The following is a 21182-nucleotide window of genomic DNA, read 5'->3' on the forward strand; positions in this document are numbered from 1 at the left end:
GCCGCCCGCCTGACGCGCGGGATCTCCGCCAGCGCGGTGGCGAGGGACGGCTCCGCCCTTGCGCGAGCTCACTGTGGCGTCCGATCGGCAGGGAGGGCGACCCACCCCGCCCGGTCGTGCACCGCCAGCCCGCCCCAGCCCGGCCAGCCACCGAGCAGCGTCTCGACCTCGCCCATCGCCGCGTCCAGCTCGGCGCGGGGCCTACCGAAGAAGGTCTGCTTGTCAGCCACAGGGTGCGGACGGAGGTCACGCGTCTCCAGACCGACTCGGCAGCGCCGGCCTCGCTCCCGACTGGCCACGACCGTCGGCCGCGCGAGCTCGGTGATGCTGTCCGGTCCGGTCACCGCCCGCCGGTAGGCCATCACGGTCACGGTCGGGACCAGGTCCAGCACCGCATCGAGCAGCCGGCCACAGTCGGGCACGCCCGGCTCAGCCGGCACCTCCACCTGATGCAGCCAGAACGACACGTCGACCTCGACCGGCAGCGTGCTGGCGGTCGCGAGCTCCTCCAGCAACCTCAGATAGCGCCGGACCACGTCCTCCCGGTCGTCGTCCCACTGCGGGTGCCCCCACGGTTCGAGGTCGAGGTGGATCCCATCGAAGAGGGAGGCCGTCTGAGCCGTCCGCAGCCAGGTGCGTGCCTCGCCCGGTTCGTCGAGCCATGCCGGATCGCCGCCGAGCGCCTGCAGGCCGACCCTGCCGCCCAGCCGGGCCCGCACCTCACGGAGCCACGGGAGTCGCCCAGTGTCGCCCCACCGGGTCGGCGTCGCCACAAACAGGTCGCGCACCGCAGCGGTCTGCGCCCACCGAGCCAGCTCCTTCGGGACCGGCTCGTCCCAGACCCAGGCCGTCCGCGCGGGCGTCGGCTGCCTCACGGTCCTGCGGGCTCCGCCGGCAGCTCGGTCGCGACCCGCCTGAGCACCGCTCGCAAGGCAGCTGCCGGGTCGACACCGGCGTCGCGGGCGGCGATGACCTGGGCCAGCAGCGCCGCACCGACCCGGGTCTGCTGAGTCTCCTCGTCCACCTCTGCTGAACCGTCCGCCCCCGACCGTCCACGCTCGTCAGCCACCCACTGCGCCAACCACGGCCCCCCGCCGACCCGCTCCAGGCGGGAGACGACCTTCGCGGCCCGGGCGAGCTCCGGCATACCTGCGGGGATGCCGTCGAGCGGGTGCTCGCGGTGCGGCTTCTCGGCGGCCTTGAGCTGCTCCCAGTTCGCTTCCACCGCAGCAGCATCCGCGGCCTCGACGCCGGCAAAGACGTGCGGGTGGCGGTGCACCAGCTTCTCGACCAGCCGCGCGCTGACGTCGTCGATGTCGAACCCGTCCTCGCGCTCGGCCGCGACCCGGGCGTGGAAGGCCACCTGCAGCAGCACGTCGCCCAGCTCCTCGATGATGTGCTCATCGTCACCGGACTCGAGCGCCTCGACCGCCTCGTGGGCCTCCTCGACGAGATAGGGCACCAGGCTCTGGTGGGTCTGCTCCGCGTCCCAGGGGCAACCCCCCGGCGAGCGCAGCCGGTCCATGACGGCGACGACGTCGAGCAGCCGCGAGCCGGGCTGGTCCCACGAGCCGACCAGGACCTCGACCTCCGGGGCGGAGCCGCCGCCGCGGCGCGTCGCCTCTGCAGCGAGAGCGTCGGTCAGGCCAGGGTCGCCGTCGGGGCTGCCCACCCAGACGACCGTGCCGCCCACGGCCCGGTCCAGCAGGCCGGCCGCGAGGGTCCGAGGGTGACCCTCCGCCGCGGTCACCGTCGTGCCGGCAGCCAGTATGGCGCGAGGCTGGGCGTCCGAGACGCTGCGGGCGAGCACATGGTCGGCCGACTCGAGACGCTCCCAGGCCTCTCGTGACAGCAGGCCGGGCGCCAGCCGCGGTGAGGTCAGCAGCAGGCTGAGGCGACCGTTCGGTCCCGGGCGCTCACTCAGTTCTGGACCTCGCTGATGTCCGTGATCCAGTCGGGTGCCTGCGCGATGACCTGGCCGGCCTCGGCGTCCCAGCTGCCGAACCGCGGGTTGACCTGGATGTCCGCGCCGCCGCCGGGCGGCAGGCCACCCAGCCCGTTGAGGTGGGTGATCGAGCGATAGAGGTTGATCAGGCTGTCGCTGGGCTCCTCGACGCCCCCGCTGCGCATCTGAGCCTCCAGCTGGGCATCGGGCACCGGCGGCAGGCCCGCCTCGGTGTAGGCCGTCTCGGCCAGGTCACCATAGATCAGCAGGGTCAGGGTGTCGCTGGTCGTCGCGGGCTGCACGGGGAGGGTGTTGAACTGCGCAGTCGCCTCCTGCACGTCGGCGACGCTGATCTCCTTGCCGTCCACCACGGCGGCGACGCCGGCGGACAGGCTGGCATCGCCCGAACAGCCGGAGAGCGCGAGCGCTCCAGCGGCGGCGACGGTGGCCGCGGTCAGGGAGCGACGGGCACGGGCACGGGTCAGGGAACTGGCTGCGATCCTCACGGGCACATCATGTCATCCGCCTGCGCGAACTGCCTCAGGCACTGCCGATGTCGCGGCGCCTCAGGCCCAGGACGGCCAGGACCAGCAGGGCGATGGCGACGAGGGTCAGGATGGCGACGACTGTCCAGTCCATCGCCTCCAGCGGCATCCGAGGGGTCAGGTTGAACGGCGAGAGGTCACGCACCGCCGCGGGGATCTTGAGCAGGTCGCCCAACCAGCCGACGACGAAGCAGCCCGCCAGGACGACCCAGACGAGCCCGCCGAGCCGCGGCGCCCAGCCGTGCAGCGCCGCGGCGAGTCCGCCGATCACCGCGACCGCGGGCAGATAGGCCAGCGTGGCTCCGACGAGCTGCCCGAAGCGGTCGGCCGAGCCGCTGACCACCGCGTCGGCCACGGCGACGCCGACCGCGGTCGCCAGGAGGAGCAGCACGGTGCCGCCGCCAGTCACCGCGAGCCAGCCGAACTGCCAGGACCGGCGCGGGGTCTTGGTGGCCAGCACGAACTCGGCCCGCCCCTGCGACTCCTCGGATCGCAACCGGTGCACCGAGGACACGGTGAAGCAGGCGACCACCAGGACCAGGATCAGCAGGATCAGCCCGAAGTAGCCGGTCACCAGGTCCTCGCCACCCTCGCTGCCCATCATCGAGGCCAGCTCCGGGTTGTCCTCCAGCATGGTGGTCACCTCGTGGCCGAACGAGCCGAGGGCCAGGCCACCCAGGCAGAGACCGACCGCCCACCAGAACAGCGACGAGCGCTGCTGACGCAGGGCGAGACCCGGCACAGAGGAGAGCAGCGCGGAAGCACGTGGGCTCCCGGGTCTGGTGGCCACGAGGCCAGCACCGACGTCACGCCGTCCGGTCAGCAGCACCGCCGTCACCGTGAGCACGGCCGCGCAGGCCAGCGGAAGCAGCAGCGGCCACCACCTCTCCTCGCCGAAGGGGTGGACCGCCTGCACCCACCCCACCGGCGAGAACCACGTCGCGGCACCGCCCTCGATGTCACCGAGTGAGCGCAGCCCCCACGACAGGCCCAGGACCGCGACGGCGATGCCGAGCGCTGCGCGGGCGTGCTCGGTGATCTGTGCCGCCACCGCCGAGACCGCGGCGAACGTCACGCCCAGGCACGCCATTGCTGCGCCAAAGAGCAGTGACCCGCTCGCGGGAAGTCCCAGGGCCCACAGGGACAGGCCCAGCAGCAGCCCGATGACGACGCTGGCGCCACCCACGACGACCAGCGCCGCAGCCAGGGGTGCGTGCCGTCCGAGCACCCCGGCGCGCAGCAGCTCGGTGCGTCCGGCCTCCTCCTCAGCACGCGTGTGGCGCACGGTGAGGAAGATCGCCATCAGCGAGGTCCCGACGGCCGCGGTCAGGTTGACCTCGAACAGGGTGATGCCACCGACGGTGTCCAGCGCCTGGGGCGGGCCGCTCATCACGATCGCCGCTGGGCTGTTGCTGACGGTGGCGGCATAACCGGCGCGCAGCGCGGGAGTGCTGTAGACGCCCTGCACCGCTGACGCAGAAGCCACGACGATGCCGACGATCGCCCCAATCCACAGGGGCAGGTGGATCCGGTCCAGCCGCAGGAAGAGGCGCACCATCTCACCTGTGCCGATCAGCGTGCTCACGCCCCCGACGCCCCCGCGCCGTCCGAAGCCGAGCCGTCGGCCGCCCCGGAGTCCGACGACGCCGGCGGCTGGTCGCCATACTGGCGCAGAAAGAGCTCCTCCAGCGTCGGTGGGTGGCTGAGCAGCGAGCGGATCCCCAGGGTCGCCAGGTGGGTGATCGCCTCGTCCAGATGGTCGGTGTCGACCTTGAAGGTGACCCGACCGTCGCTGCGTTCGAGACCACTGACCCCGGCGATGGCGGCAAGCCCGTCGGCGGCCCGGTCCGTCTCTGCGGTCACCGTCGTGCTCGTCAGGTGGCGCAGGTCGGCCAGGGTGCCGCTCTGCACCGTGCGCCCGGCCCGGATGATCGAGACCCGGTCGCACAGCGCCTCCACCTCGGCCAGGATGTGGCTGCTCAGCAGCACGGTGCGGCCCTCGTCCTTGGCCCGGTGGATCCACTCCTGGAAGACCTCCTCCATGAGCGGGTCCAGACCGGCCGTCGGCTCGTCGAGGATCAGCAGCTCGACGTCGGAGGCCAGGGCCGCCACCAGCGCGACCTTCTGGCGGTTGCCCTTGGAGTAGGTCCGGCTCTTCTTGGCGGGGTCGAGCTCGAAGTCGTCCAGCAGCCGGGCCCGGCGCGACTCGTCGAGCCCGCCGCGCAACCGGCCGATCAGGTCGATCACCTCGCCGCCGGTGAGCCCGGGCCACAGCGCCACGTCGCCGGGCACATAGGCGAGGCGACGGTGCAGGGTCGCGGCGTGCCGCCAGGGGTCTGCACCCAGCAGTCGGACCTGCCCGGAGTCCGGGCGCAGCAGCCCCAGCAGGACCCGGATGGTCGTGGACTTGCCGGATCCGTTCGGTCCCAGGAAGCCGTGCACCTCACCCCGGGCGACCGTCAGGTCCAGACCGTCGAGCGCGTGCGTGGACCCGAACGACTTGTGCAGTGACTCCACCAGGATGGGCGCGTCCATGGCCCCGAACCTACCCCTGGCGGCTGACGCTCACCCCAGGCCCAGCCGCTCGGCCAGGAAGCGATAGGCAAGCGCCTGCATGTGCGCCAGCTGCGCGTTGGTCGCCGCGCCACCGTGACCGCCCTCGATGTTCTCGTAGTAGGTGACGTCCTTGCCGGCCGCCAGCATCTGCGCCGCCATCTTGCGCGCGTGCGCGGGGTGCACCCGGTCGTCGCGGGTGGAGGTGGTGAACAGCACCGGCGGATAGTCCCGCCCCGCGTCGAACAGGTGGTAGGGACTGAACGTGGCGATGAACTCCCAGTCGTCTGGCACGTCGGGGTCGCCGTACTCCGCCATCCAGGACGCCCCGGCCAGCAGGTGCGAGTAGCGCTTCATGTCCAGCAGCGGCACCTGGATCACGACGGCGCCGAACAGCTCGGGGTGCTGGGTGAGCATGTTGCCCGCGAGCAAACCGCCGTTCGAACCTCCCTGCACCCCAAGGCGTTCGGGCACCGTGACCCCGGTGTCGACCAGGTCGCGTGCGACCGCCGCCATGTCCTCATAGGCGCGGTGCCGGTTGGCGCGCAGCGCCTGCTGGTGCCAGGTCGGGCCGTACTCGCCACCACCGCGGATGTTGGCGAGGGCATAGGCACCGCCGCGCTCGAGCCAGGCGGCCCCCAGACCACCGGAGTATGTCGGGGTGAGGGAGATCTCGAAGCCGCCGTAGCCGTAGAGCAGGGTCGGGGTGGTGCCGTTGGCCGGCAGGTCCTCGCGGTGCACCAGGAAGTAGGGCACGCGGGTGCCGTCCGCCGAGGTGACGAATCGCTGCTCGGCGACCAGGCCGGCTGCGTCGAAGAACGTCGGCATCGCCTTGACCGGCTCAGGCTCGCCGCCCGCGGCAACGTCCGCGAGGGCGAGCGTGGTCGGGTGCAGGAAGTCCGTGGTGTAGAGCCAGACCTGGTCCGAGGTGACCCGGTCCACAGCCGCTACCTGGACGGTTCCCACGGCCGGCACTCCCGGGAACGGGGTGCGCTCGAGCGATGCACCGTCGTGGCTGTCAAGGGTGAGCACCTCGAGCCGGTGGGTGACGTGCTGGAGGACGTTGAGCACCAGGTGGTGGCGGGTCCAGGTGAAGCTGGCCAGCGAGCTGGCGGCCGTGGGGACGAACAGCTCCAGCAGGTCCCGGGAGCCGGCAAGGAAGTCGTCGAGCCGTATGCCGAGGAGCGAGCCGGCGCGGTAGGTGCGGTCCGCGGGGGTCCAGTCCTCACGGAGGCGGACGGTGAGCCACTCGCGCGTCACCGAGGCCTGCGCCGAGTTCGGCACCTCGATCCGGGTGAGCCCGCCGTCGGTGCCGCGCAGGAACAGCTCCCCCTCATAGAAGGCGATGGCGCGATACACCAGGTCCCGCTCGTGACCCGGAGTCTGGTCGTGCATCGCCGTGACCGCCACGTCCTCCTGGGCGCCCTCGAAGACGAGCTCCGCCTCGGCCAGGTCGGTGCCCCGCCTCCAGAGCCGAGCGGTCCTCGGATAGCCACTGTCCGTCATACTCCCCGGCCCGTGGTCGGTCATCACGAACAGCGTGTCCTCGTCGACCCACGAGATGTTGCCCTTGGCCTCGGGGCGCTCGAAGCCGCCGGTGACGAACGACCTGGTGTGCAGGTCGAACTCGCGCGAGACGTCCGCGTCGGCACCGCCACGGGACAGGTCGACCATGGCCAGCCGGTGGTCGTCCTGGGTGCTGTCCTTGCTGCGGCGCAGGACGCTCACCCCGTGCCAGACCCAGTTCTCCCCCTCCGCCTCGCTGAGCGCGTCCAGGTCCAGGACGGTCTCCCAGTCGGGGTCCTGAGTGCGATAGGACTCCAGCGTCGTGCGCCGCCAGATGCCGCGCTCGTGCGCGGCGTCCTTCCAGAAGTTGTAGTAGTGCTCGCCGATCTTGCTGACGTCGGGGATCTTGGCCTCGGAGTCGAGCATCTCCAGGATGCGGTCGCGGGTGCTGGCGAACTGCGCTGTGGCCGCGATCCTCGCCCCCTCTCCCGCGTTGCGCTCCCGCACCCAGTCCAGCTGGGCGGCCCCCTCGACGTCCTCAAGCCAGGCGTGCTCGTCCGTGGTGTTCTGCGTCGTCGTCACCTGCCCAGCGTAGGCGCTGGTGCGCGCCGCAAATTCGGTGGCCGACCAGCTCTGCGGGACCGTACCCTTGGTCAAGCCATGCAAGACTTCCCGCCCGAGATCCGGGCCTACTCAGCACGCGACGACGCCGCGCCGGACACCCGCAGCCCGAGGCACTTCCTCTGGTGGATGATCCGGCTCGAGGGCACGCTCGCGCTGGCCGGCGTGGGCATCGCCCTGGTGTGGATGCTTCCCCAGGTGCTCGGCCCCTGGCTGGTCGGGCGCGCGATCGACGACGGCATCGTCGGCGGTGACAGCGACCTGTTCCTGCAGTGGGTTCTCGTGCTGCTGGCCATCACGGTGGTGGGCGGTCTGAGCGGCACCGTCTATCACACGGTGATGGTGCGCGAGTGGCTCGTGGCGCTCTATGGCACCACCAAGCTGGTCACCCGCAAGACGCTGCAGCTCGGCCACGTCCTGCCGCGTCGCACGCCGACCGGCGAGGTCCTGTCCGTCTCCGGCAGCGACAGCGACCAGTTCGGTGGCTTCATCGAGATCGTCACCCGGGCCTTCTCCGAGCTGGTGGCCTTCCTCTGCGTGGCGGTCATCGTGATCTCCATCAGCCCCTCGATGGGCGCACTCGTGCTGATCTCCGCCCCGCTGCTGGTGCTCTGCGGCCTGCCGCTGCTGCGCCCCATGCAGCGCTGGCAGGGCATCGAGCGCTCCCGCAACTCCGAGCTCACCTCGATGGCCACCGACATCGTCGGCGGTCTGCGCATCCTGCGCGGCATCGGTGGTGAGGCCACCTTCGGTGGCAACTACGCACGCCAGTCCCAGCGGGTGCGCCAGTCCGGCGTCTCCGCGGGAGTCTGGCAGGCCGCGGTTGAGGCTCTCGGGGTGCTGCTCAGCGGCACCTTCGTCGTCGCCCTCATGTGGGTCGGCGTGCGCGAGGTCGTCCAGGGGCGGCTCATGATCGGCCAGCTCATCAGCGTCCTGGGCTATGGCCTGTTCCTGATCCAGCCGATGCGCACCTTCGTGGAGTTCGCCCAGAAGATGACCCGCTCGGTCGTCTCGGCCCGCAAGGCGATTGCGGTCCTGGAGCAGCGACCGCCCTGGGTGCCCCCCACAACCGCGCGCACCCTCCCGCACGACGCTCCGCTGACCGACGACGCCTCCGGCCTGGTCGTCTCGCCGGGCCGCCTGACCATGGTCGCCTCAGGTGTGCCCGACGACTCGGCGGCCCTGGCCGCCCGCTTGGGGCGCTACCTGCCAGAGGAGCCGGAGGCCCAGATCAGCCTCGAGCTCCCCGAGGACCTCAAGGGCCGGGCTGCGCGACGCGAGCGTGCTCGCCGGGTCATCGCTCGGGCCGAGCAGGCCGTGCGCGACGAGGAACGGGCCCACCGCGCGTGGGGCGTGCGCGTCGGCGATGTCGATCTCTCCGAGGCCGAGCTCGCGCAGGTGCGCAGCCGCATCCTGGTCAGCGACACCACCCCGCACCTCTTCGCCGGCACCCTGCGCTCGGCGGTGGACCCGCACGGCCGGTTGGACCGGGAGGCCGCCGAGGCCGCGCTGTGGGCCGCCTCGGCCGACGACGTCTTCGACGCAATCCCCGGCGGCTGGGCGGGTGAGCTCGACGAGCGGGGCCGGGGTCTGTCCGGTGGGCAGCGGCAGCGGCTCGTCCTCATGCGGGCGCTGGCCGCCGACCCGGAGGTGCTGGTCCTCGTCGAGCCCACCTCGGCTGTGGACGCCCACACCGAGGCCCGAATCGCCGAGCGGCTTGGCACCGCCCGCGAGGGTCGCACCACCGTGGTGATGACCACCTCTCCCCTGCTGCTGCACCACGCGGACGAGGTCGTCCTCCTGCAGGACGGTCAGGTGACCGCCCGCGGCACGCACACCGACCTGCTGGCCGGCAACCCGGCATACCGCTCGGTGGTGGTCCGGGGCGAGGAGTCGGCCACGGTCGACGACCCCGAGCCCGACGACACTCCCCCGCAGACCCGCCACTCGATGACCCGCCCCGCTCCCCAGGAGGTGCTATGAGCACGACACAGGCCCCGCTGCTGCCGCCCGGCCTGGCGGCTGAGTCGGCACGCACCTGGGACGCCGGGGACTCCGGTGGACCGGTGATCCCCGACGAGCTCGTGCCTCCCACCACTGCCACGGTGCCCGAGCGCGCCGCAGCGATGCGCCGGCGGCACCTGCTCCGCGAGCGGCGAGCCGCTGAGTTCGTCGCCGACACGATGAGCTCGACCCGGGGACTGCCGATCGCGGCACCGCGTCAGGTCATGCGCTTCATCGGGCGCCTGCTGGCCGAGCGCAGGCTCGGGGTGGTGGCCGTCGTCCTGGGCAACGCCCTCGCCGCCGTCGCCGGCCTCCTGGTGCCCTGGTGGCTGGGCCGGTTGGTCGACAGCACCGTCGCGGACGTGGCGGCCGGTCGCACCGACGCGGCACTGGCGACGGCCAACACGGTCGCGCTGGTGGTGGGCGCCATCGTGGTGCTGCAGGCGCTGCTGACCCTGGCCGCCAAGAGCGCCTCCGCCGTCCTCGGACAGGGGATCCTGGCGTCGGCGCGGGAGTTCGTGGTGCGCGCCATCCTCAGGCTGCCCCTCTCCCGGGTGGAGTCCGCCAGCTCCGGCGACCTCGTCACGCGTGTCACCCGCGACGTCGGCACGATGAGTGAGAGCGTGCGCTGGGCGTTGCCGCAGGTGATCGTGGCGGGCACCACCGTGGTCGCGACGCTGGTGGCGATGGTGGTCAACAGCTGGCTGCTCGCTCTGCCTTCCCTCGTCCTGCTGGCGATCTCCCTGGTGCAGGTGCGGCGCTATCTCAGGCGCGCACCGAACGGCTATCTGACCGAGGGCGGCACGTATTCGCGGATCAACACCCACCTGACCGAGACGGTCGAGGGGGCCCGCACGGTCGAGGCCCTCCGCATCGGGGACCAGCGCCTGGGCATCGGCGACGACGACATCGAGGTGTCGGCACAGGCCGAGCGCTACGGGCTGACGCTGCGCAACCTGCTGTTCCTGGTGATGGACCTGGCCTTCAGCCTGCCGCGCGTGCTGGTGCTGACCCTGGGTGCCGTGGCCTACACCCAGGAGTGGGCGACGATCGGGCAGATCACCACGGCAGTGCTCTACACCGAGGCGCTGTGGGGCCCGTTCGACATGCTGGTGCACACCCTCGACAACGTGCAGGTCGGCATCGCGTCCACGACCCGTCTGCTGGGGATCGCCACCGTGCCGCCCGACCGCGAGGCGGACGAGGGCGAGCCGGTCGACTCCGCCCTGGTGGGCTCGGACCTGCGTTATGCCTATCGCCCCGGTCAGGACGTGCTGCACGGCATCGACCTGTCGCTGGCCCAGGGTGAGCGGCTGGCCATCGTCGGACCCAGCGGGTCGGGCAAGTCGACCCTGGGCCGGTTGCTGGCGGGGATCCACGGCCCGCGGACCGGCTCGGTGCGGGTGGGCGGGGTCGACCTGACCTCCCTGCCGCTGGACCACCTGCGTCGCGAGGTCGCGCTCGTCACCCAGGAGCACCATGTCTTCATCGGCACCGTGCGCGACAACATCGTGCTCGCGCGCGAGGAGGCCTCGGACGACGAGGTCGTCGCGGCCCTGCGTGCCGTCGGCGCCTGGGACTGGGTGTCGCGGATGCCGGAGGGGCTGGACGCCCGGATCGGCTCCGGCGCGCAGGACCTCACGCCGGGGCAGGCCCAGCAGGTCGCGCTCGCGCGACTGATCCTGGCCGACCCGCACACGATCGTGCTCGACGAGGCGACCTCGCTGATCGACCCGCGCACGGCCCGGCACCTGGAGGGCTCGATGAACGCCCTGCTGTCGACTCGCACCGTGGTCGCGATCGCGCACCGGCTGCACACGGCGCACGACGCCGACCGGATCGCGGTGGTCATCGACGGCCGGGTGGCCGAGCTCGGCAGCCACGACGAGCTGGTCGCGCTCAACGGCGAGTATGCCGCGCTCTGGCGGGCCTGGACCACCTGACCTCCCCTCCGGACCTGGGCACCGTTGTCGACGCTGTGCGATAGATATTTCCCTCCCACACGACGCATCACGGTGCCCAGACTGCTCGTGAGGGGCGCCTAGGCTTGGGCACATGAGCTCCCTGCCGCAGATCCTGCTCGACCCTGCCCGCCGCCCGGCCGTCGTGGACACGCTCGTGGGTGTCGTTAATGCCGAGGTGGCAAGCAAGTCCGGCCTCGGCGGCAGGGTGATCAGGACCGGCTACGGCGCGGTGACCAAGCTGGCCGACGGTTTTGTCGCCAAGGCCGTCAACCGCCTGCTGCCCGGCTTCGCCGACGCACTCGACCCGTTCTGGCAGGAGCGCGCGGGTCGCTCGTTCGCCGATGTCCTGGTCGCCCGGCAGGACGAGGCGGCCGAGGCGCTGATCGCCGTCACCGACGCCCAGGTGGCGGGCACCTCCAACGGCGTGGTCAAGAAGGTCTATGGCACGCTGCGCGGTCGGGCCAGGGAGAACGTCGTCGCCGCGCTCCCCCGCGTGGGTGCCGCGATCGAGTCGCACGCGGGCTGATCCGCCGCCGGGATGATCGAGACGCTCAGGCGCCCGATCCCCACCAGGTGACCGGCACGCCGTGCGGCGGCGCTTCGCCGAGGACCCGTTCCTGCCCTGAGGGCCATGATGTCGCCGTCACGACGAACCGGTGCGGACCGTCCGCTTCGAGGCGGCGCGGCTCGAACGCCAGGTGGGTGAACGGCATCGTCTCGGTGGCCGTCTGTCCAAGCGCCTGGACGTGCTCGCTGACCCGGTGCTGCTCCTCCTGCGGGAGGTACTGCCACATCACCGAGTGCCACAGCACCGTGCGGGTGCCCTCCCGAAGCTCGAGGGACTCCACGTAGTCACCCGCACCGGCAGCCACCAGCGACACCGGCTCCTCCCGCGCGAGGACCAGCGCTGACCTGAGCCGTGCCAGCCTGGCGCTCTGATCGGGCCACACGCAGGACAGCAGCGACAGGGCACCGTCCTCGGTGGTGGCATCGATGGGGCTCAGGTCGCAGCCACCACGCTCCACGATCCGGACCCTCGGCGCGGCACCTTCAGGCACTCGGTCCCAGGCCGGGTCGAGCAGCACCCCGTGGTCGTCCCCAGCAACCCCCGACTCCCCGCCGCCCGCCGGGCTCGCCATCTCAGCGGGCCACGCGTCACCGTCAGCGGCGTGATAGGTGAAGTGGTCAGCCAACAGATTCATCCCGGCAGAGGCGCCGATCTCAAAGAGCCGGATGGGCAGACCGTCCGGCACCAGCTGCAGCAGTCCGCCGAACAGCGCCGCGGAACGGCCCACCTCGTTGGTCTGCGGCGGGGACGCCAGCCCGGCACGGACCTGCTCCACATGCTCGACCAGCACCTGGCGGAAGGCGGGCCAGGCCGCGTCCGGGTCGCCCGTCCCGCCCACGCTCGGATAGTGCGCCGCCAGGTCAGGAGCACCCCCGGTGAGGACCAACCGGTGGACCGCGGCCATCAGGCGCAGTGCCAGCGCCGACGGCCCTCGGTCCAGCTCGTGGCCGTCAAGCACGGCGGCACCGGCGCTGCCACCGGTCCCCGACCCGCCCTCGGAGACCTCCTGCGCGAGACGCTCGAGGAGCACGGCATAGAACGGCGAGCCCAGCTGCTCGCAGGCAGCGGCCTGCTGGCGGATCAGCTCCACCTGACGTCCCAGTCCTGTGCTCACGTCTTGCATCGTGCCACGGACGAAGACGTATGACGCGCCACGGGTGGGTGCCACCCGCCCGCCCTCAGGTGGCAGCGACGGCAGCCAGGTCATCGAGCATGACCTGACGGATCAGCACGCTCGCCCAGTCCAGGATCTCCTTGTCCCGCAGCACCTTGCCGCCGACCCGCGCTGTCTTGGGCACTGGCACCAGGATAGTCCTGGTGGCCGCCTTGAGGATGGTGCCCGGGAAGAGCCGGCTCAGGCGCAGCTGCTGACTCTCGCGCAGCTCGACCGGGCCGAAGCGGATCGTCTGTCCCTGCGTCGAGATGTCGGTCAGGCCCGCGCGGCGGGCCAGCGTGCGCAGCCGGGCCACCTCGAGCAGCGTCTGCACCGGGAGCGGCGGGGCGCCATAGCGGTCGACCAGCTCGGCCTCGATCTCGGTCAGCTCGGCCTCGTCGGTGACCTTGGCCAGCTTGGTGTAGGCCTCCAGCCGCAGCCGCTCACCGGGGATGTATTCGTGCGGCAGGTGCGCGTCGACGGGCAGCTCGATCTTGATCTCCGTCGGCGTCTCGTCCAGCTCACCCTTGAAGCCGGCGACGGCATCGCTGACGAGCCGGACATAGAGGTCGAACCCGACGCCGGCAATGTGACCGGACTGCTCGCCGCCGAGCAGGTTGCCCGCGCCCCGGATCTCCAGGTCCTTCATCGCCACGGCCATGCCGGAGCCGAGGTCGGTGTTGGTGGCGATGGTCTGCAGCCGCTCCACCGCGGTCTCGGTCAGCGGCTTCTCGGGCGGATAGGTGAAGTAGGCGTAGGCCCGCTCCCGGCCACGGCCCACCCGGCCACGCAGCTGGTGCAGCTGCGAAAGGCCGAACTGGTCCGCCCGGTCGACGATGAGGGTGTTGGCGTTGGAGATGTCCAGCCCGGTCTCGACGATCGTGGTGCAGACCATCACGTCGAAGTTGCCCTCCCAGAAGTCGACCACCACCTTCTCCAGCCGGTGCTCCCCCATCTGGCCGTGGGCAGTCGCCACCCGCGCTTCCGGGACCAGCTCGCGGATGCGGCTGGCGACCCGCTCGATCGAGGTCACCTTGTTGTGCACGAAGAAGACCTGCCCGTCACGGAGCAGCTCCCGCCGGATCGCCGCGGCGATCTGCCGCTCGTCATAACCGCCGACGAACGTCAGGACCGGGTGCCGCTCCTCCGGCGGGGTGGCCAGCGTCGACATCTCCCGGATGCCCGTGACCGCCATCTCCAGGGTGCGCGGGATCGGGGTGGCCGACATCGCGAGCACGTCGACGTTGGTGCGCAGGGCCTTGAGCTGCTCCTTGTGCTCGACACCGAAGCGCTGCTCCTCGTCGATCACGACGAGGCCGAGGTCCTTGAAGGTCACCGCGGTCGACAGGATGCGGTGCGTGCCGATCACCAGGTCGACGCTGCCGTCGGCCAGCCCCTTGATGACCTCCTTGGCCTCCTTGTCCGACTGGAAGCGCGACAGGGGCCGCACGACCACGGGATACTGCGCATAGCGCTCGGTGAACGTCTCGAAGTGCTGCTGCACCAGCAGCGTGGTCGGCACCAGGATCGCGACCTGCTTGCCGTCCTGGATCGCCTTGAAGGCGGCCCGCACCGCGATCTCCGTCTTGCCATAGCCCACGTCACCGGAGATCAGCCGGTCCATCGGGACCGGCTTCTCCATGTCCGCCTTGACCTCCTCGACGCTGGAGAGCTGGTCGGTGGTCTCCACGAAGGCGAAGGCGTCCTCGAGCTCGCGCTGCCACGGAGTGTCCGGACCGAACGCATAGCCCTGTGTCGCCATCCGCGCGCTGTAGAGACGGATCAGCTCGGCCGCGATCTGCTTGACGTGCTTCTTGGCGCGCGACTTCGTCTTCTGCCAGTCAGCACCGCCCAGGCGGTGCAGCGACGGCGCCTCGCCACCGACATACTTCGTGATCTGGTCGAGCTGGTCGGTGGGGACATACAACCGGTCGGCGGGCTGACCTCGCTTGGCCGAGGCGTATTCGAGCACGAGGTATTCGCGCACCGCCCCCTGCACCTGCCGCTGCGCCATCTCGACGAACCGGCCGACGCCGTGCTGCTCGTGCACCACGAAGTCACCGGGCCGCAGCTGCAAGGGGTCGACCTGCGCCCGCCGGCGCGACGGCATCCGCCGCATGTCCTTGGTCGTGCCCCCGGTGCTGACCTGGCCGGTCAGATCAGCCTCGCCGACCAGGACCAGCTTGGCGCCCGGCAGCACGAAACCGCGCCCGACGCTGCCTGTGGTGACCTGCACGACGTCGGGGTCCAACATCTCCAGGGGAGAACTGAGCCGGTGCGGGATGTCGCTCTCGGCGAGCACCTCGCTGACCCGACGCGCCAGACCGGGTCCCTCCAGCGAGACGATGACCCGCTGGCCGTCGGCGAGCCACCCGCGCAGTGCCGCCACGACCGCGTCGGTGTCGCTGCGGAACGCCTCGACCGGGCTGGAGTCGACGGTGATTGCGCGGGCGGCGTCGTCATCGCTGCCATCGGTGAACTGCGCGAGCTCGTCGTCACCGGCGAAGGCTGTGAAGGTCCACCAGCTGAGGTCCAGCTCGAGTGCGCGTGCCCGCATGTCGCCCAGCGACCAGTAGGACGCCCCGCCCAGGACCTCCTGGAGGTCGACCGGACCGGATGACGCGGTGGCGCCACCGGCGGCCGCTGCCCAGCTGGCGCCGAGGAACTCCTCACTGGTCTGCACGAGATCGTGCGCGCGCGAGCGGATCCGCTCCGGGTCGAACAGGACAACGCCGGTGCGCTCCGGGAGCACGTCGAGCAGAGTCTCCATCGCATCGACCAGCACAGGTGCCAGCGACTCCATGCCCTCGACCGCGATCCCCTCGGCGAGCTTGCCCAGCATGTCCCCGACCCCGGGCAGCTGATCGGCGAGCGCGGCCGCCCGCCCCCGCACCTGATCGGTCAGCAGCAGCTCGCGGCACGGAGGTGCCCAGAGCCCACCGTCGGCGATCTCCAGGGAGCGTTGGTCGGCGACCTTGAACCAGCGGATCTCCTCGACCGTGTCGCCCCAGAACTCCACCCGCAGCGGGTGCTCCGCGGTGGGCGGGAAGACGTCGAGGATCCCGCCCCGCACCGAGAACTCGCCACGCCGCTCGACCAGGTCGGTGCGGGTGTAGGCGGCTGCGGCCAGTGCCTGGACCACGTCCTCGAACTCGTGGGTCTCCCCCGCCCGCAGCTGCACCGGCTCAAGCTCACCGAGTCCGGCCACGAACGGCTGGAGCAGGGAGCGGGCGGAGGCCACGACGACCTGCACCGGTCCGTATGCCGAGTCGCCGGTCTCCGGGTGCGCCAACCGGCGCAGCACCGCCAGTCGCTGACCGACTGTGTCACTGCGCGGGCTGAGCCGCTCGTGCGGGAGGGTCTCCCAGCTGGGGAAGGTCGCGATGCCCTCGGAGGGGAGGAACTCGGCCAGCGCGGCGGCGAGGTCGTCCGCCTCGCGCCCGGTCGCGGTGACGGCCAGGACGGTCCGGTCGGCCGCCAGGCCCGCCACCAGTGCAGGACGGGCTCCGGAGGCGACGGCGACGTCCACCAACCGCTCGCGGTCGGCGGCAGCAGCCACCACCGCAGCGGCACCGGGATCGGTGACCAGCCCGGACAGCACTGGGGTCAAACTCATCGGACCTGACTCTCTCGACGTCACGCGCCGGGGCGGTGGTGGGCAGCACAAAGACCCCGATCTAGGAACCGACCCGGGTTTCTGCAAGTCTAAGGGCGAGCACTGACACCACCTGGGGCGCGGTTGCGTCCACAGGACCCGGACAGGAAGATCAAGGCGTGATTGACACAGTTGACGGCCACCGCAACCCTGCCCGGTCCTGGGGTGCCACCCTGCTGCTCGGTGCCGCTCTCGGGCTCCCGCTGTCGCTCACGGCGGGGATGGCGACGGCCGACGAGGAGCCCCTCGAGCTGACCGACCAGATCACGGACACGGTCGGCGCCCTCGCCGGCAGCGAGGACGAGGTCGAGGCCAGCCTGGCCGACCTGCGTGACGAGACCGGCCTGCAGCTCTTCGTGGTCTATGTCGACCGGTTTGACCGGGCGGACGGCGCGTCCTGGGCCGAGGAGACCTATGACCTCAACGGATTCGGTGAGGACGACCTGCTGCTCGCGGTCGCCGTCGACCAGCGCGCCTATGGGACTGCCAGCACCGCGCGGGTCATCGACAGCGGCGGGCTGACCAGCTGGCGCAGCGAGTTCATCGAGCCCCACCTGGCTGACGACGACTGGGCCGGCGCGGCGATCGGCGCGGCCGACGGCCTGGCCGAGCTGCTCCCCGACGGGGTCAACACCCCCGTCAACACCGACCAACCTCCACCCAACAGTGGCGAGAGCTGGCAGCCCTCCGGCTCCAGCGGCTTCAGCAGCTTCCCCTGGATCTTTGCGGTGCCCGTGATGGCCGTCGTGGGCTCCAAGGTCATCTCGGCGGTGGGCAACAAGTCCGCCAGGCGCAGCCGGGACGCGGCCGGCGAGCTGCCGACCGAGTCCAGCCGCACCGCGCAGGTGCCCACCCAGGAGCTGCAACGCCATGCGGCCGCGTCTCTGGTGGGCCTGGACAACGCGTTGCGCAGCGCCGAGGAGGAGCTCAGCTTCGCCGAGGCGCAGTTCGGCCAGCAGCGCACGCAGGCCTTCCGGGAGGTGCTCAAGGACTCCCGCACCAGGTCGCAGGAGGCGTTCCGGATCCGCCAGCAGCTCGACGACGCCGACCAGGAGGCCGAGTCCGTCGAGCGCCACATGCTGGGTCAGATCATCGAGCTCTGCACGGCGGCCAAGGCCAACCTGGACTCGCACACGGCTCAGTTCGCCGAGATGCGCGCGCTGCAGGACAACGTGCCGCAGTTCCTCGAGGAACTTGCTGGGCGCGCCGGTGAGGTGGCTGAGCGGCTGCCGGTGGCAGACCAGGAGATCAACGGGCTGGCCGCGCGCTATCCCGAGCAGGCGTTGGTCACCGTGCGCGCCCACCGGGCGCAGGCTGAGCGGCTCATCGACAGCGCCCACGGCTTCGTCGATGCCGGCCGCGAGGCCCTGACCACCAGCGACCGTCCGTCCGCGGTTGCCGCTGCGCGGGCGGCCGAGGAGTCGATCGGCCAGGCGGTGCGGCTGCTGGATGCCATCGCCTCGGCCGACAGCGACCTGGCCAACGCCAAGCAGGTGCTGTCCAAGGCGGTCGCCTCGCTGACCTCTGACATCCAGGACGCGCAGCGCCTCGCCCCCAAGGACTCGGTCATCCAGCCCGTCGTCGAGCGTGCCCGGCAGGCCATCGCCCGGGGGCAGAGCGCCGACACCTCCGGTGACCCGCTGGCCGCGCTGGCGCTGCTGGACGCCACCGAGCACGACCTGGACACGCTGCTCGACCCGCTGCGCGACGCGGAGAGCCAGCGCACCAAGATCCGCGAGGACTTCGGTGAGCGGGTCAGCCGGGTCGGTGCGCGCCTGCGCAGCATCGACGAGACCATCGCCACCCGCCGCGGAGCCGTCAACAGCGGCGCGCGGACCCGGATCTCCGAGGCGCTGCGCCTCTTTGAGGACGCTCAGCGTCTGGCGGACACCGACGCGACCAAGGCCGTCAGTCTGCTGACCCGCGCGGAGCAGCTGGGCGAGCAGGCCCTCAGCGAGGCGCAGCAGGACCTGGACCGGTGGAACGGACCAGGCAGCAGCAACCGCAGCGGCGGCATCGACCCGCTCTCGCTGATCCTCGGCGGCATCCTGGCCGGCGGCAACCGGCACAGCGGCGGTTGGGGCGGGGGCGGCGGCTTCGGTGGCGGTGGTTTCGGCGGAGGAGGTGGCGGTGGCTTCGGCGGAGGCGGTTTTGGTGGCGGCGGCACGGCCTCGTCGGGAGGTCGATTCTGACCACGGATGATTGACTCACTGTGGAACCAATCGGCGGCCCGCGCCGTCAATGACTAGGACTGGCACACACAAGACGTCTTGCACCACACTGGTGCCGACGAAAGGACACATGGACCATGACTCAGAAGCAGACCATCCTGGGCCGGATCAGCCAGCTCGCGAAGGCAAACGTCAACTCGATCCTGGACCGCGCCGAGGACCCGGAGAAGATGCTCGACCAGCTCGTGCGTGACTACACCAACTCGATCGCCGAGGCCGAGGAAGCCGTGGCGCAGACCATCGCCAACGTGCGGATGGCCGAAGCTGACCTGCGCAGCGACGAGGAGGCGGCGCAGGAGTGGGGCCGCAAGGCAGGTGCGGCGTCACGCAAGGCCGAGGAGCTGCGCGGCAGCGGCGACGCCGCCGGCGCCGACAAGTTCGACAACCTGGCCAAGATCGCGCTGGGTCGCCAGATCCAGCACGAGAGCGACGCCAAGGCGGCCCGCCCGGCCATCGACCAGCAGAACGTCACGGTCGACACCCTCAAGCAGGGACTGACCAGCATGAAGACCAAGCTGGAGCAGCTGAAGTCCAAGCGCGGCACCCTGGTCGCCCGGGCCCGCTCGGTCGAGGCCCAGGGCAAGGTCAACGAGGCCATGCGCTCCATCGACGTGATGGACCCCACCAGCGACCTGGGCCGGTTCGAGGAGAAGATCAAGCGCGAGGAAGCCCTCGTCGCGGGCCGGGCCGAGGCCCACGCCACCACCCTCGAGGACCAGTTCGACGAGCTGGAGGACACCGGTCACGACGCTGAGATCGAGGCCCGCCTCGCCGCGCTGAAGAACCAGGGCTGACCACTAGCACCACCGCACCACACGCTGGGCCCGTCGGACACCGTCCGGCGGGCCCGGTGGACTTTTCAGCCTCGGGGGAAGGACCCGGACTCAGCGTGCGTGGAACCGCCCCTGGGCAGCCTCGAGGCCCAGGTGCACCAGGTCGTGGACCGCGTCGACTCCGTCGCCGATGAGCAGTTCGACGTCCACGCGCTCCCGTGCCGGGAAGTCGGAGAGCACATAGGCCGCCGGGTCCTGACGACCGGGAGGCCGACCGATGCCCAGCCGCACCCGCAGATAGTCCTTGGTCCCCAGGGACTGGCTGATGGAGCGCAGTCCGTTGTGGCCGCCCTCGCCCCCACCACGCTTGAGCTTGATCGCACCGAAGTCGATGTCGAGCTCGTCGTGCACCACGATGATCTGAGTCAGCGGCACCTTGTAGAACGCGACTAGCCCCGCCACCGGGCCGCCGGAGACGTTCATGTAGGTCATCGGCTGGGCCAGGATCGCGCGTGGCCCCGGCGCCCCGCCTGGCAGCGTGCCGAGGCGGATCTCGCTGACCCAGGCGCGGGCCTTGTGCTGCTTGGCCGCGACGCCGGCCTGCTGAGCCAGGTCGGCGATGACCATCGCCCCGATGTTGTGCCGGTTGCCGGCATACTTCGGCCCCGGGTTGCCCAGGCCGACCACCAACCAGGGCTCCATCGCTCCTCCTCGTGCGGTCAGTCGTGCGGGAGTTCGTGCCGCAGACAACCTACTGCCCGGGGCGCACACTCTGGCGAGAGTGCGCCCCGGGCAGTCAGCCGTCGGCAGTCGGGATGAGCCGGTCTAACTCACCCCAAGAGTGGGTCAGGCGTCCTCGGACTTGGCCTCGTCGCCCTCAGCCGCTGCCTCGTCACCCTCGGCAGCCTCGTCGGACTCCGGCTCCTCGTGCTCGATGCCGGCATCGGCCTCGGCCTCGGCGAGCTCGGCCTCCAGGGCCTCCTCGGAGATGGACTCCCGGACGTTGACCAGGAGCGCCTCGGGGTCGGTGACCAACGTGACGCCCTCGGGCAGCTCGACCGCACCGGCCAGGATCTGCGTGCCGGCCTCAAGACCCTCGACCGAGACCACGAAGGACTGCGGGATGCTGGTCGCGTCCGTCTCGACGGAGATCTCGGTGTAGTCGGTGGTGACGATCGTCTCGGGCGCAGCCTGGCCCTCGACGTGGACCGCGATGTCGACGATGACCTTCTCACCCTTGATGATGACGACCAGGTCGACGTGCTCGATGGTGCGCTTGATCGGGTCGCGCTGCACGTCCTTGACCAGGGCCAGGTGGTCCTCGCCGCCCTCGACGGCCAGCGTCAGCACGGCGTTGGTGTGCTTGAGCGCCATCATGGTCTCGTGACCCGGCAGGGTCAGGTGGATGGGGTCGCCACCGTGGCCATAGAGGACGGCGGGGATCTTGTCGGCGCGGCGCACGCGACGGGCCGCGCCCTTGCCGAACTCGGTGCGCTTCTCGGCAGAGATGGAAAGCTTGTCAGCCATGGGGGCCTCCGTGTGTCGGGGTTCTTCAGTGGATGGCCTCGACGCGGGGCACGGCACGACACGGCAGCGGGCCGGTGGACGGCTCAACCGCGTCGATTCACGGACGCCGCAGTCCTTCGTGCTGCGTCCCTCGCCGA

General features: G+C 71.2%; 15 protein-coding genes. 5 read left to right on the forward strand and 10 right to left on the reverse strand.

Annotated elements, in window-relative coordinates:
• Positions 1–68: 68 nt before the first annotated feature.
• The 6 genes from NF557_RS14385 to NF557_RS14410 all read right to left on the reverse strand — a co-directional run bounded on the left by NF557_RS14385 (position 69) and on the right by NF557_RS14410 (position 7131).
• Positions 69–875 carry a hypothetical protein gene (locus tag NF557_RS14385; protein ID WP_252620237.1) on the reverse strand — a complete coding sequence of 269 codons (807 nt, stop codon included), beginning with the start codon at positions 873–875 and terminating at the stop codon, positions 69–71.
• A complete protein-coding gene (locus NF557_RS14390; protein ID WP_252620238.1) occupies positions 872–1810 on the reverse strand; it encodes a nucleoside triphosphate pyrophosphohydrolase in 939 nt (312 codons plus the stop codon). The genes NF557_RS14385 and NF557_RS14390 overlap by 4 nt, the downstream gene beginning before the upstream one ends.
• A 110-nt stretch (positions 1811–1920) precedes the next feature.
• A complete protein-coding gene (locus NF557_RS14395) occupies positions 1921–2451 on the reverse strand; it encodes a hypothetical protein (RefSeq protein ID WP_252620239.1) in 531 nt (176 codons plus the stop codon).
• 34 nt (positions 2452–2485) lie between these two features.
• On the reverse strand, positions 2486–4075 hold the full coding sequence (locus NF557_RS14400) for an ABC transporter permease (protein ID WP_252620241.1): 1590 nt from the start codon (positions 4073–4075) through the stop codon (positions 2486–2488).
• The gene (locus tag NF557_RS14405; RefSeq protein WP_252620243.1) at positions 4072–5025 is read right to left on the reverse strand and encodes an ABC transporter ATP-binding protein; all 954 of its coding nucleotides are present in this window, start codon (positions 5023–5025) and stop codon (positions 4072–4074) included. The genes NF557_RS14400 and NF557_RS14405 overlap by 4 nt, the downstream gene beginning before the upstream one ends.
• A gap of 30 nt (positions 5026–5055) precedes the next feature.
• Positions 5056–7131: a prolyl oligopeptidase family serine peptidase gene (locus NF557_RS14410; RefSeq protein ID WP_252620244.1), complete on the reverse strand. Its 2076-nt coding sequence runs from the start codon at positions 7129–7131 to the stop codon at positions 5056–5058.
• 78 nt (positions 7132–7209) lie between these two features.
• Between NF557_RS14410 and NF557_RS14415 the strand changes: the two genes are divergently transcribed.
• From NF557_RS14415 to NF557_RS14425, 3 genes are all read left to right on the forward strand, one after another.
• Positions 7210–9153, forward strand: coding sequence for an ABC transporter transmembrane domain-containing protein (locus NF557_RS14415; RefSeq protein ID WP_252620245.1), 1944 nt, complete (start codon positions 7210–7212; stop codon positions 9151–9153).
• Positions 9150–11117, forward strand: a complete 1968-nt coding sequence (locus tag NF557_RS14420) for an ABC transporter ATP-binding protein (RefSeq protein ID WP_252620247.1) — start codon at positions 9150–9152, stop codon at positions 11115–11117. Before NF557_RS14415 ends, NF557_RS14420 begins: the two co-directional genes overlap by 4 nt.
• Positions 11118–11229: 112 nt before the next feature.
• Positions 11230–11664 carry a DUF6918 family protein gene (locus NF557_RS14425; RefSeq protein WP_252620248.1) on the forward strand — a complete coding sequence of 145 codons (435 nt, stop codon included), beginning with the start codon at positions 11230–11232 and terminating at the stop codon, positions 11662–11664.
• Between the two features lie 25 nt (positions 11665–11689).
• On the opposite strand, the gene NF557_RS14430 is transcribed toward NF557_RS14425, so the two are convergent.
• Together NF557_RS14430 and mfd are read right to left on the reverse strand one after the other, a co-directional pair.
• Entirely contained in the window at positions 11690–12820 is a 1131-nt protein-coding gene (locus NF557_RS14430) for a DUF2332 domain-containing protein (protein ID WP_252620249.1), read from the reverse strand.
• 64 nt (positions 12821–12884) lie between these two features.
• A complete protein-coding gene (mfd, locus tag NF557_RS14435; RefSeq protein WP_252620251.1) occupies positions 12885–16475 on the reverse strand; it encodes a transcription-repair coupling factor in 3591 nt (1196 codons plus the stop codon).
• Positions 16476–16633: 158 nt separating this feature from the next.
• On the opposite strand from mfd, the gene NF557_RS14440 reads away from it, so the two are divergent.
• Both NF557_RS14440 and NF557_RS14445 read left to right on the forward strand, forming a co-directional pair.
• Positions 16634–18706, forward strand: a complete 2073-nt coding sequence (locus NF557_RS14440) for a TPM domain-containing protein (RefSeq protein ID WP_252620253.1) — start codon at positions 16634–16636, stop codon at positions 18704–18706.
• A 116-nt stretch (positions 18707–18822) separates the two neighbouring features.
• A complete protein-coding gene (locus NF557_RS14445) occupies positions 18823–19539 on the forward strand; it encodes a PspA/IM30 family protein (protein WP_252620255.1) in 717 nt (238 codons plus the stop codon).
• A gap of 90 nt (positions 19540–19629) precedes the next feature.
• On the opposite strand, the gene pth is transcribed toward NF557_RS14445, so the two are convergent.
• Both pth and NF557_RS14455 read right to left on the reverse strand, forming a co-directional pair.
• Positions 19630–20220 (reverse strand): aminoacyl-tRNA hydrolase, encoded by a 591-nt coding sequence (gene pth, locus NF557_RS14450; protein WP_252620257.1) that lies wholly within the window; start codon positions 20218–20220, stop codon positions 19630–19632.
• Positions 20221–20364: 144 nt separating this feature from the next.
• A complete protein-coding gene (locus NF557_RS14455) occupies positions 20365–21045 on the reverse strand; it encodes a 50S ribosomal protein L25/general stress protein Ctc (RefSeq protein WP_252620259.1) in 681 nt (226 codons plus the stop codon).
• Positions 21046–21182 lie beyond the last annotated feature (137 nt).

This window comes from Ornithinimicrobium cryptoxanthini, assembly GCF_023923205.1.
GTDB classification, from domain to species: domain Bacteria; phylum Actinomycetota; class Actinomycetes; order Actinomycetales; family Dermatophilaceae; genus Ornithinicoccus; species Ornithinicoccus cryptoxanthini.